Here is an 11,389-nt window from a genome sequence, read left to right as displayed (position 1 = left end):
CTCAGCTCCAAATGTAGTTACATGTATTGACCACCATTGATATCAAAATTGGATCCTGTAATAAAACCACTTTGTTCGTCAGCCAAAAAAGTGACTAATCGTGCAATTTCCTGCGGATGTCCCAATCGCCCGACCGGGATTTGTGCAACTATGGTATTTAAAATGTCTTCTCTCATTGACGCTAACATTTCTGTTCTAATGTATCCCGGTGAAACGGTATTCACAGTAATCCCTTTTTTGGCAACTTCTTGCGCAAGACTTTTAGTAAATCCATACAATGCTGATTTACTGGCCGCATAATTACACTGCCCAAATTGACCCTTGCGCCCATTAATGGAAGAAATGGTAATGATGCGACCATACTCATTATCCAACATATTCGATAACACCGTTTTCGTCATGTTAAAAACGCTATTTAAATTGGCATTGATGACATCATGCCATTGCATTTCTGTCATTTTTTTCAGCGTCGCATCCTGGGTAACACCTGCATTATTGACGAGCACATCGATTTTTCCGTATTTTTCAATGACCAAATCCGTTAGTTTTTCGCAATCTTTGAATGAAGAAATATCAGCATAGGCAATATCTAACTCAAATCCCTCATGAGCTTGCTTTTGTTGCCAAGTTCTTGCTAAATCATGATTACCGCCTTTGAAATAACAGGCAACCACTTGATAGCCCATCTGATGCATGGCTTGACATATCGCTGTTCCAATACCGCCTGTGCCACCAGTTACTAAAGCAATCCGTTTATTCATTTTGATTTTTCCTCCTTGAATTTTAGTTATGTCAAATGTTCAAATAATCACTCACAGGCTTTTAAACAATCCAAGCAGGATTGGATGCAACTTTTTATAGTCCATGTCATTCTCCTTAAATGTTATAAATAAATTACTTAGAACCTCCTCCCTTTTCTTCCATTGAATCAATCATCCCTATATATGATATTTAAAAAACAGGCAGCAATTAAATAAGGGCAAGAGGCAAGCATCAGCTGATTCATGATGGCTCTTGTGATAAGGATATGGGATGTCAATCCTTAAATTTCTTAAAGCTTAAATAGGTTGGTTGTTTTATTTATTGAAAAATTTTAAAGGTTGCAGAATAAATACCCCAATTCTCTTATTCAAGGATATATATTTTGCCAGAATTAGCATCGATGCGTAATTTAATTTTTTTCTCTTCTTTATCAAGAGCCTTTACCTCATACTGACTGCCGTGCGCTTCAATTTTGAAAATAGTATGATAGCCAGCATCTTCAATTCTCTGCGATGCTTCAAGCATTGAGATGGGGTATTTCTTGGTTTTTGAATTGGTGTTGATAAAGTCCCCTGTATTTGGGTTCATTCGAAGAATAAGCTGAATCCCTTTCTCATCAAAGGCTTCCACCTCATATAAACCATCATCAAATTCAACTTCTCTTATCGCGCTGTAACCGCGAGTCTGTAGGATTTTTAAGAGTTCAGACATAGGTAAGGTGCGACTGGGAATTTCATCGGCCAGGATTGTTTGTGTGGCTAAAGAAAAAATAAGGCCGCCACAGATTGAAATAATAACTTCTTTTTTCATATTCTCCTCCTGTGTTGACGAGATTAAAATTTCATCAATTTAACACCGTGTTTTTTATATTGAATGAATATAAATGAAAGTAGTACAATTTATTTTTATTTCATCCATAATAATGTTGTTAAAAAATAACAGCAAGTGAGTTATTCCAAGGATGCAAATGATGAAAAAATCTAGTTTAGTAACCCCATATGTATTAGTGCTCATTTCTTTAATGTTTTTGTTGACTTCCTGCGCTTCTTTTATTAGCAAAGTAGATTCAAAAAACGATAAACATCCTAAGCGAGTATTTAGTGGATATCACCCGCATGGCCATGGTCACGGACACCATTAAGCCAAATTATATTAAAACGTTGGCATTAAGATAACCGTTAGTGATTCATATTAATGCATGGGTATGGTGTGAAAATATTTTTAATATAAAGACAAATAGAATCCATTTTTTTCGATGTGTTTTAAGGCTTGATTGATTTGGTTCATTAGCATCTTAGAATCCATTTTGGCCATGATTCCATAACCGATGCCGACGGGGAAGGGCTTACCTAATCCTTTAAACAAGGCGTTATTATTGGTTATCCAATAATCATCCGAAAAGTCATCCATCAACAGGGCATCTACTTCCTGTTGATTTAAGGCAGTGATGAGTTGATTGGTTGAAGGATATTCTCTAACCCTATTGTTTTTAAATTTCTGAGTAATGAGTTGTTTGAAGAGAGAGCCTCTGATAATGCCTATTGATCTATTGTTGAGTTTTTCAAGAGATGTAATTGAGTCGTTTTTTGTGGCCATAAAACGTGCTGCACTTGCCAGATAGGGAAGACTAAAGAGAAAGGTTTTCTGTCGTTCGTTGGTGATGATAATTGCCGCTATACCCAAGTCAATTTTACTCGCTTTTAATTCTGTAAACAGCTCGTCAAACAGCATGGGTTTCAATTGACACTGAGCTTTAATTTGCTTACAAAGCTCTGTTATGAGCTCAACATCAAATCCAAAGAAATGATTTTTGTCGGCATTCATTGAAAACGGCGGGGCATACGCTACTATTCCAATAGTTAATGACTGAGCCTTAAGTTCGGCAGTCAAGATTATTAAAAAAACAAATAATAATCGTAGGTACATAGGATAAAAAAATTAATGGATTATAAAGATCAGTGTATACCAGTTTGGTAATCATTTCAGTGAGTTAATGCTATGATTTTCTGGTTTTTTTAGCAATAAGGTGTATCAAGGCCCAAAATCAAGGTACACTGGAACGATAAGGTTTGACAAGGATTTGATAGGGTAGGGAATGCGTTATTTATTTTATTATGTTATGTGGAGTGCAATGAGCCTTGTAGCGAGTGAGGCGCTCGCGGCCACCTCTTTGACATTCAAACAAGCCCTGGGCATTGCTTATCGCAATAATCCCGAATTACAAGCCGAAATAGATAAAGCACAAGCCATGCGTGGTGCTTTTATTCAAAGTGGTTTGTATCCTAATCCCCAACTGACTTTAACTGCGGAAAATTTTGGAGGGTCTGGAAGTTATTCAAGTTATGAGGCCGCAGAAACGACCGTATCTATAACACAACCGATTCCCTTAGGCGGTCGTCTTAAGTATTTGAAAAAAGCAACTTATGCAGATTATTTAGCCTCTTTAGCTCAAATAAATGTTCAAAAAGCAGCATTGTATATGGCTGTAGGAGGTGCTTATGTCGATGCATTTTATGCAGTTCAATGGTATCAGGTGACCCGAAAACTTGTTCGTTTGAATCAGGATATTGTGACTGCCATCAATAAACGAGTTAAAGCCGGGGTAGGTGCGGAGCTTGATTTGCGCTTAGCGCAAATTCGATTGGGGGATGCACGTATTCAAGAGCAAAAAGCAGGGCGTGATGCGCTCTTCTTACGGGCAAAATTAGCACGGTTACTTGGTAATGGCTTGCGTGTGGACAGGCCTTTGATTGATAAAGGTTTGCCCGATGTGGCGTTGAACTGGTCTGAGTTATTAAAAAAAGTGCCGCAAAGCCCACAAATGCTGCAAATGCAGCTGCAATTACAAGCCAAGCGCGCCGCCATTACTGCGGCTAAAAAATCAGTATGGCCTGATTTAAACATTCAATTGGGTAGCCGGCATTTTGAGGATGACGACAGTAATGCTGCGGTGATGTCGGTCTTTGCAGATGTGCCTGTTTATAACCGCAATCAGGGAAAGATTTTGACTGCGGAAGCACAATACTCCCAAACAACCTATGAGTTTCAAGGGACGCGTCTTGAGGTGCGTCAAAATGCATACAATGCCTTTTTACAGGCGCAGCAAACTAAGTATGAAGCACAATTGGTGACAAAATCTCTGCTGCCTTTAGCGCGCAAGTCAATTAAGCTTGCCCAAGATGGTTATCAAATGGGGCGATATACCTATATTGAATTATCCACTTCGTTAAATAATTTATATGAAGAAGAGCGTCATTACCAACAAGCTCATGCCGATTTTCATAAAGCACTCATTCAATTGACTGGTCTTTTAGGGTTGCATCCGACAAAGGAAAGTAAATGAAACTTATAAAAAAATTCGTCTCTTTGTTATTCTTAATTATCTTTTTGTCGACACTAATTACTCCTACGGTATTTGGGGCTGACGACGACACCAAACAAGAGAGTGAGTCTCAAGAAGAGTTCGAAAAAGGTCCAAAAGGAGGCCGTCTTTTTAAAAAAGACAATATAGCTCTTGAGTTGTTCCTCTTTGAGCGTGGGATGCCACCCCATTTTCGTGCTTATCTTTATCAAGAAGGAACAGCCATTCCTCCTAATTCATCGCAGCTTACTGCAGAATTAACCCGATTTAACGGAAGGAAGGAAGTGATTACATTTAGGCCTGTCGAGAATTTTTTACAAAGCAATCAGGTGATTAAAGAGCCTCATTCATTTGATGTGTCACTTCAATTACGGATTTCAGATAAAACCTACAACTGGCAATATAAAACGTATGAGGGAAGGCTTAAATTAGTTCCTGCCATACTTCAAGCAGCAAATATTCAAACTGAAAAAGCAGAAAGCCAAACCATTAAAACTCAATTAAAAGTAGTGGGAAAAATTGCGCCTAATCGGGATACTATGGCACCTATCTATGCACGCTATGCAGGCATTATTAAACTGATGAATAAAAACTTAGGCGATGAGGTGATTAAAGGCGATTTATTAGCGACAATTGAAAGCAATGAAAGTTTACAAAATTACAATATTAATGCACCTATCACAGGAACTATAGTGCAAAAATATGCAACGAATGGCGAATTGGCTCAAAATAACAAACCCATTTATGATGTGGCGAATTTAACCAATGTATGGGCTGACTTTACCTTATATCGCAAAGAAACCCCGCTAGTAAAAAAGGGAATGACTATTGATGTAATTGGTGATGAAGGAAAACCTAAAACGACGAGCACTATCTCCTACATCGCTCCTCTTGGGATAGAGGACAGTCAAACCACTTTGGCACGTGCAGTCTTACCCAATGAAGGACGCTTATGGGTTCCCGGTATGTATGTCAACGGTTATATTATCATCAAAGAAAAAACAGTGCCGGTGGCGGTGCTTCTTACGGCACTGCAACGCATGGGCGAACAAGACGTAGTATTTGTCCAGCAAGGCGATTATTTTGAGGCGACTCCTGTAGAACTTGGCCAACGAGACAAACAATGGGTTGAGGTTATATCAGGGCTTGATGCAGGCCAGCATTATGTGACTAAGAACAGTTTTTATCTAAAGGCGGAGTTGGGTAAGGAAGGCGCAAGTCATGAGCACTAGGGATTAAGATGCTGGAAAAAATAATACGTTTCTCTTTAAAACATCGTTGGTTTATTCTGTTGTTTACCGTGATTAGTGCTGCGCTTGGTGTTTATAATTATCAAAGACTTCCTATTGATGCGGTACCTGATATTACCAATGTTCAGGTACAAATTAATACAGAAGCCTCTGGATATTCGCCTTTTGAGGTAGAACAGCGAATCACTTTTCCTATTGAGTTAGCACTTAGCGGCCTACCTAATCTCGATTACACCCGGTCTTTATCTCGTTATGGGTTGTCCCAAGTGACTGTGGTTTTTAAAGACGGAACTAATATTTTTTTTGCAAGACAGCTGATTAATGAGCGCTTACAAGAAGTCAAAGACAAATTACCTCCTGAGGCTGAAACCACATTAGGACCTATTTCTACAGGTCTTGGTGAAATTTTCATGTATACGGTGACGAATAAGCCCAATGTGCCTAAAAGTCAATGGTACAACCCCACAGGCCTTCGCACCATTCAAGATTGGATTATTAAGCCGCAATTGCGTAATGTGGAAGGGGTAGCAGAGGTCAATACGATTGGGGGTTATGCAAAACAATTTCATATTACGCCCGATCCTTCCAAGCTAGTACGTTATAACTTAGGTTTAAATGATGTGGTTGAAGCCCTCCAACGTAATAATGCCAACGTGGGTGCGGGTTATATAGAACGCAATGGCGAACAAAATCTAATTCGTGTTCCTGGACAAGTGAAAAACATCCCGGATATTGAAAATATTGTGATTGCCAATTTCGAAGGAACTCCAATACGCATGCGTGATGTGGCAGAAGTGGTCTTCGGGAAAGAGTTACGCACGGGGGCAGCTACAGAAAACGGCCAAGAAGTGGTTTTAGGCACGGTGTTTATGTTGATGGGTGAAAACAGTAGAACAGTTTCTGAGCGGGTTGCTGAGAAGATGAAAGAAATCAATAAGTCGCTTCCTGAGGGTGTTGAGGCTGTTATTGTTTATAATCGCACTTTGCTTGTTAATGCAACAATTAATACGGTTAAAAACAATTTGCTGGAAGGTGCACTGCTCGTTTGTATTATTCTCTTTTTATTTTTAGGAAATATCCGTGCCGCATTGATTACTGCTATGGTCATTCCCTTATCCATGTTACTGACCATCACGGGCATGGTGACTCATAAAATCAGCGCAAATCTTATGAGTTTAGGTGCGCTGGATTTTGGATTGATAGTAGATGGTGCGGTGATTATCGTAGAAAACTGCATCAAGCATTTAGGGGAAAAGCAACATAAAGCACAACGACTTTTAACGCTTGAAGAGCGTTTAAAAGTGATTTCTTATGCCACCACCGAAGTCATTCGGCCCAGTATTTTTGGAGTTTTTATTATTACCGTGGTGTATCTTCCCATTCTTACGTTAACGGGTGTGGAAGGAAAAATGTTTTTGCCTATGGCAGAAACTGTGATTATTGCTCTGCTGTCCTCGATGTTATTTGCGCTTACTTTTGTACCGGCAGCGATTGCTATTTTTTTGCGAGGACGTGTTCAAGAAAAAGAAAATTGGCTGGTACATTACCTTGCAATGGGCTATGCGCGTATTTTGCGACGATCTTTTCATGCGCGGCGTGGGGTTATAGGGGCTGCGGTTATCTTGGTTATATTGAGTTTGTTTATTGCATCGCGTATGGGTAGCGAATTTATTCCAAGCCTTGATGAAGGGGATATTGCCATGCATGCCATGCGTATTCCAGGGACAAGCTTGACCCAAGCCATTGTTATGCAGGATTTGGTTGAACAGCGGGTGAAACAATTTCCAGAGGTAAAAGCAGTATTTGCCAAATTGGGAACCGCAGAGGTAGCTACCGATCCGATGCCACCTAATGTTGCTGATACCTTTATTATTCTAAAAAAGCGCAGGGATTGGCCTAATCCCAAAAAACCCAAACAGGAACTGGTACAGGAAATTGAAAATGCAGTGAGGCAAATTCCAGGAAATAATTATGAATTTACCCAACCCATTCAAATGCGTTTTAATGAACTGATCTCGGGTGTTCGTAGTGATGTCGCGGTCAAAGTATTTGGCGATGATATGAATACTTTATTGGAGATCGCAGAAAACATCAGTACACAACTTAAAAAAGTACCTGGAGCGGCAGATGTCAAAATCGAACAAGTGAGTGGATTACCTCTTTGGACGGTGGTAATTAATCGCGATACTTTGGCGCGTTACGGGTTGCAAGTCGGCGCTGTTCAAGATGCCATAGTCATTGCTACCGGCGGAAAAAAGGGTGGCGAGCTATTTGAAGGGGATAAGCGTTTTGATATCGTAGTACGATTACCTGAGTCGTTCCGCACTGATCTTGATGTATTGCGGGAAGTCTTTGTACCACTTCCACCATCTAAAGATAGTGAGCGGCATTTTATCCCATTAAGTGAAGTCGCAAACATGGTACGAAGTGAAGGACCCAATCAAATTAGTCGTGAAATGGGTAAACGCAGAGTGGTGGTTAGTGCCAATGTGCGAGGCAGTGATTTAAGTACCTTTGTAAATAATGCAAAACTGCGCATTGAACAGAACGTTAAAATACCTAGTGGTTATTGGATAGACTGGGGTGGGCAGTTCGAGCAATTGCAATCTGCCTCACAACGGTTACAGATTGTGGTGCCCGTGACGCTACTTGGCATTTTCTTATTACTGTTTATGAGTTTTGGCAGGGCGAGAGATGCATTGTTGGTGTTTACAGGTATTCCTTTGGCTTTAACTGGCGGGGTTTTTGCTTTGTGGCTACGAGGTATCCCTTTATCTATTTCGGCAGGTGTGGGGTTTATTGCCTTATCAGGGGTGGCGGTGCTCAATGGCCTTGTGATGATTACGTTTATCAATAAGCTTCATGAACAGCAAAAATTTTATTTAAAAGATGCAGTGTTGCAAGGGTCACTGGCTCGACTAAGACCGGTACTGATGACTGCATTAGTGGCCTCTTTAGGGTTTGTGCCTATGGCACTGGCAACAGGCACGGGTTCAGAAGTGCAACGACCTTTAGCGACGGTGGTGATTGGGGGAATTATTTCTTCTACGTTTTTAACACTATTGGTGCTTCCTGGTTTGTATTATGTGTTTCATAAACGACGCCCCAAGAATCATCTAAAGAAGAACCCTCTGGATAATCAATAACTAAGCAATGCGATTGATTTTTGACTGATAAGCGATGACAGATTTGACAATTTCAAGGGGTTGGCTATATTTATAGTTAAATACTTATTTAACTGTTGAACTCAATATGCTAACTCACGATCAACTTATTACTTTAAGCGATACACTGCATTTAATGGGTGAGCCCAATCGCTTGCGGCTTCTACTTACATGTCTTAAAGAAGGATCTAAATCTGTGTCTGAATTAGCAGAGCAATTAAACCTTTCCGTCCCCTTAGCAAGCCATCATTTAAGTTTGTTACGTTCTGCACGGTTACTGAGTGCCAATCGAGAGGGAAAACATATTTATTACAGTATTTTTGATGCGCATGTACGCTGTATTTTGGACGACATGCTGCGGCATTTTGCTGAAGATGAGGAGGAAATAACATGAACCTTTTAAAACGCTTCCTAGGTAGCTACCTGAATGGGCATCATGGGCAAAATCGTAGTTCTCATCAAAATGGATACGGTAATTCCCATCATAAGCAAAAAAATCATAACAACAACTATATCTCTCAAAATGAATCTCAGGGAGTTATATGTACACGGTGTCAAACTCACAATGAGCCAGGAGCTCGATTTTGTGGGCAATGTGGTCAGGCAATCCAAAATACAGCATGTCGCTGTGGTGCATCCATTCCTGCTGGAGCTAAATTTTGTGGACAATGCGGGAGCTCATTATGACAACTCCATTAACTGCGACAACATTTTTTGTGGCGGGGCTCGATTGTCCTGCAGAAGAGCAGCTCATTAGAAAACAGTTACAAGATGTTTCTGAAATTGAGCATATGGAATTTAATTTTATCGCCGAGGAGGTCACGATTCATCATCGTCTTCCTGTCGTTGATGCATTGCAACAGCGCATTGAATCATTAGGCATGAGTGTTCGCACGCAAGGTACTCGTCGTTTAGCTAAAGAAGGCGAAAAAGCAATCTCTGATTTTTCTTGGAAAATCATTCTACTAGCGGGTATTTTGGCATTGTTTTCAGAAATTATGGCCTATTATCTGAATACGGAACTTTCAGTCTGGATTATTGCTCCTGCTTTATTGGCGATTGGCTTAAGCGGCCCTCCGACCTTTAAAAAAGGATGGTTGGCTTTGCGTACCAAGGCGATGAACATTAACAGTTTAATGTTGATTGCCATTATTGGCGCGGTATTTATTGGTGCATGGCCTGAAGCGGCGATGGTGACCGTATTGTTTGCTTTAGCTGAACGTATTGAGCGCTATTCTTTAGATAAAGCACGACTTGCTATTCGCAGTTTGATGCAAATTGCACCGGAAGTTGCACGAGTAAAACAGGATAATGGGCAATGGCAAACGATTCCTATTGAGCGGGTGCACTTAGACGCTGTTTTTAAAGTAAAGCCTGGAGAGCGTATCCCTTTAGATGGAGTCGTTGTTTTAGGTAAAAGCACGGTCAATCAAGCGCCGATTACGGGCGAGTCCATGCCGGTGAGTAAAAAGATAGATGATACGGTTTTTGCGGGAACACTCAATGAATATGGGGTGCTTGAAGTCAAAGTCACGAAAGCTTCTGGAGATACCCTTCTTGCCAAAATTGGGAAGGCCATTGAACAAGCGCAAGCAGAGCGTGCGCCAACGCAACGTTTTGTCGATGTCTTTGCACAATATTATACGCCGATTATGGTAATGATTGCTGTTTTAATTGCATTAATTCCGCCGTTGGTTTTTGGTTACCCTTTTTATGACTGGATCTATAAAGCGCTCACTTTATTAGTGATTGCATGCCCTTGTGCTTTGGTTATTTCGACCCCGGTGACGGTGGTGAGCGGCTTAGCCTCTGCCGCCAAGCATGGGCTTTTAATTAAAGGTGGAAGTTATTTAGAAACTGGGCATGAGTTAAAATTAATTGCCTTAGATAAAACGGGCACCTTAACTGAAGGTAAACCAGTAGTGACTGATTTTATTGTTCATGATAAGCGTAGAACAAAAGACGAGTTGCTTCTCATTGCTGCAAGCCTTGATAGCCATTCAGAGCATCCTGTAGCACATGCTCTAGTGACTTATTGGCAGCAAGAGCAGCCCGACTCTGCTTTATTAGAGGTTGATGAGTTTGCGGTGCTCCCTGGTCGTGGCGTGCACGGTTTGGTGCAAGAGGACCTGTTTTATGTAGGGAATCATCAACTGGCTGAAGACAATCACGTTTGCAATCCTGAAATAGAAAAAGAGCTGAAACGATTGGAGGAAGAAGGAAAAACCACGGTTATTTTAAGCAATAACACTACGGTGCTTGCTCTGTTTGCGGTGGCTGATACGTTGCGTCAATCCAGTCAGTGGGCTATTGCAAGGCTTCATGAGCAAGGGATAAAAACAGCAATGCTGACCGGGGACAATGCAGTAACGGCACAGGCGATAGCCAAACAGGTAGGTATTGATGAAGTGAAGGCCAATGTATTGCCTACAGATAAACTGCAAGCAATTAATCAACTCTTGGCACAGTATCAAACGGTAGGCATGGTGGGCGATGGTATTAACGATGCGCCGGCCTTGGCTAAAGCAAGCATTAGTTTTGCAATGGGTAAGGGGACAGATACCGCATTAGAAACGGCTGATGTAGCCTTGATGAATGATAATTTGGCCATGCTGCCCTTATATATTGATTTAAGCCGCAATACGGCAAGAATTCTTCGACAAAACATTAGCTTATCCATCGCCATTAAAGGAGTGTTTTTTATTTTAGCGCTTGGAGGCATTGCTACTTTGTGGATGGCTGTTTTTGCAGATATGGGGGCTAGTTTAATCGTTGTGGCAAATGGATTGCGGCTTTTGAATTCTCATAAAGGACATGCAGACATTCAAGAGGCTTAAGAAATATCGAAAGAG

Annotated in this window: 10 protein-coding genes; 7 read left to right on the top strand and 3 right to left on the bottom strand. The window is 40.8% G+C overall.

Annotation, left to right across the window (positions count from 1 at the left end; all coding sequences use genetic code 11):
- Positions 1–17: 17 nt before the first annotated feature.
- The gene (gene phbB / locus DY223_RS17725) at positions 18–761 is read right to left on the bottom strand and encodes an acetoacetyl-CoA reductase (RefSeq protein WP_058460942.1); all 744 of its coding nucleotides are present in this window, start codon (positions 759–761) and stop codon (positions 18–20) included.
- Between the two features lie 364 nt (positions 762–1,125).
- Positions 1,126–1,572, bottom strand: coding sequence for a PepSY domain-containing protein (locus DY223_RS17720; RefSeq protein ID WP_058460943.1), 447 nt, complete (start codon positions 1,570–1,572; stop codon positions 1,126–1,128).
- Positions 1,573–1,729: 157 nt separating this feature from the next.
- Here DY223_RS17720 and DY223_RS19170 point away from each other — a divergent pair, with 157 nt between their 5' ends.
- Positions 1,730–1,903, top strand: a complete 174-nt coding sequence (locus DY223_RS19170; RefSeq protein ID WP_154669250.1) for a hypothetical protein — start codon at positions 1,730–1,732, stop codon at positions 1,901–1,903.
- Between the two features lie 80 nt (positions 1,904–1,983).
- Here DY223_RS19170 and DY223_RS17715 read toward each other — a convergent pair whose 3' ends face one another.
- Complete coding sequence (locus DY223_RS17715) at positions 1,984–2,688, bottom strand: transporter substrate-binding domain-containing protein (RefSeq protein WP_082642505.1); 705 nt, start codon at positions 2,686–2,688, stop codon at positions 1,984–1,986.
- Positions 2,689–2,857: 169 nt separating this feature from the next.
- On the opposite strand from DY223_RS17715, the gene DY223_RS17710 reads away from it, so the two are divergent.
- The 6 genes from DY223_RS17710 (at position 2,858) to DY223_RS17685 (ending at position 11,374) form a co-directional block, all read left to right on the top strand.
- Positions 2,858–4,105: a TolC family protein gene (locus DY223_RS17710; RefSeq protein ID WP_058460944.1), complete on the top strand. Its 1,248-nt coding sequence runs from the start codon at positions 2,858–2,860 to the stop codon at positions 4,103–4,105.
- Positions 4,102–5,355 carry an efflux RND transporter periplasmic adaptor subunit gene (locus DY223_RS17705; protein ID WP_058460945.1) on the top strand — a complete coding sequence of 418 codons (1,254 nt, stop codon included), beginning with the start codon at positions 4,102–4,104 and terminating at the stop codon, positions 5,353–5,355. The genes DY223_RS17710 and DY223_RS17705 overlap by 4 nt, the downstream gene beginning before the upstream one ends.
- A gap of 8 nt (positions 5,356–5,363) precedes the next feature.
- The gene (locus DY223_RS17700; RefSeq protein WP_058460946.1) at positions 5,364–8,519 is read left to right on the top strand and encodes a CusA/CzcA family heavy metal efflux RND transporter; all 3,156 of its coding nucleotides are present in this window, start codon (positions 5,364–5,366) and stop codon (positions 8,517–8,519) included.
- Positions 8,520–8,625: 106 nt separating this feature from the next.
- A complete protein-coding gene (locus DY223_RS17695) occupies positions 8,626–8,931 on the top strand; it encodes an ArsR/SmtB family transcription factor (protein ID WP_058460947.1) in 306 nt (101 codons plus the stop codon).
- Positions 8,928–9,224, top strand: a complete 297-nt coding sequence (locus DY223_RS17690; RefSeq protein WP_058460948.1) for a zinc ribbon domain-containing protein — start codon at positions 8,928–8,930, stop codon at positions 9,222–9,224. Before DY223_RS17695 ends, DY223_RS17690 begins: the two co-directional genes overlap by 4 nt.
- Positions 9,221–11,374 carry a heavy metal translocating P-type ATPase gene (locus tag DY223_RS17685; protein ID WP_058460949.1) on the top strand — a complete coding sequence of 718 codons (2,154 nt, stop codon included), beginning with the start codon at positions 9,221–9,223 and terminating at the stop codon, positions 11,372–11,374. The genes DY223_RS17690 and DY223_RS17685 overlap by 4 nt, the downstream gene beginning before the upstream one ends.
- Positions 11,375–11,389: the final 15 nt, after the last annotated feature.

The organism is Legionella bozemanae, from assembly GCF_900450575.1.
In the GTDB taxonomy this organism is placed as follows: domain Bacteria; phylum Pseudomonadota; class Gammaproteobacteria; order Legionellales; family Legionellaceae; genus Legionella; species Legionella bozemanae.
This window is presented reverse-complemented; position numbering and strand designations above follow the sequence as displayed.

Coding starts and splice junctions, on each gene's coding strand:
- DY223_RS17720 (WP_058460943.1), bottom strand. CDS start 1,572: ATGAAAAAAGAAGTTATTATTTCAATCTGTGGCGGCCTTATTTTTTCT.
- phbB (WP_058460942.1), bottom strand. CDS start 761: ATGAATAAACGGATTGCTTTAGTAACTGGTGGCACAGGCGGTATTGGA.
- DY223_RS17685 (WP_058460949.1), top strand. CDS start 9,221: ATGACAACTCCATTAACTGCGACAACATTTTTTGTGGCGGGGCTCGAT.
- DY223_RS17710 (WP_058460944.1), top strand. CDS start 2,858: ATGCGTTATTTATTTTATTATGTTATGTGGAGTGCAATGAGCCTTGTA.
- DY223_RS17705 (WP_058460945.1), top strand. CDS start 4,102: ATGAAACTTATAAAAAAATTCGTCTCTTTGTTATTCTTAATTATCTTT.
- DY223_RS17695 (WP_058460947.1), top strand. CDS start 8,626: ATGCTAACTCACGATCAACTTATTACTTTAAGCGATACACTGCATTTA.
- DY223_RS17690 (WP_058460948.1), top strand. CDS start 8,928: ATGAACCTTTTAAAACGCTTCCTAGGTAGCTACCTGAATGGGCATCAT.
- DY223_RS17715 (WP_082642505.1), bottom strand. CDS start 2,688: ATGTACCTACGATTATTATTTGTTTTTTTAATAATCTTGACTGCCGAA.
- DY223_RS19170 (WP_154669250.1), top strand. CDS start 1,730: ATGATGAAAAAATCTAGTTTAGTAACCCCATATGTATTAGTGCTCATT.
- DY223_RS17700 (WP_058460946.1), top strand. CDS start 5,364: ATGCTGGAAAAAATAATACGTTTCTCTTTAAAACATCGTTGGTTTATT.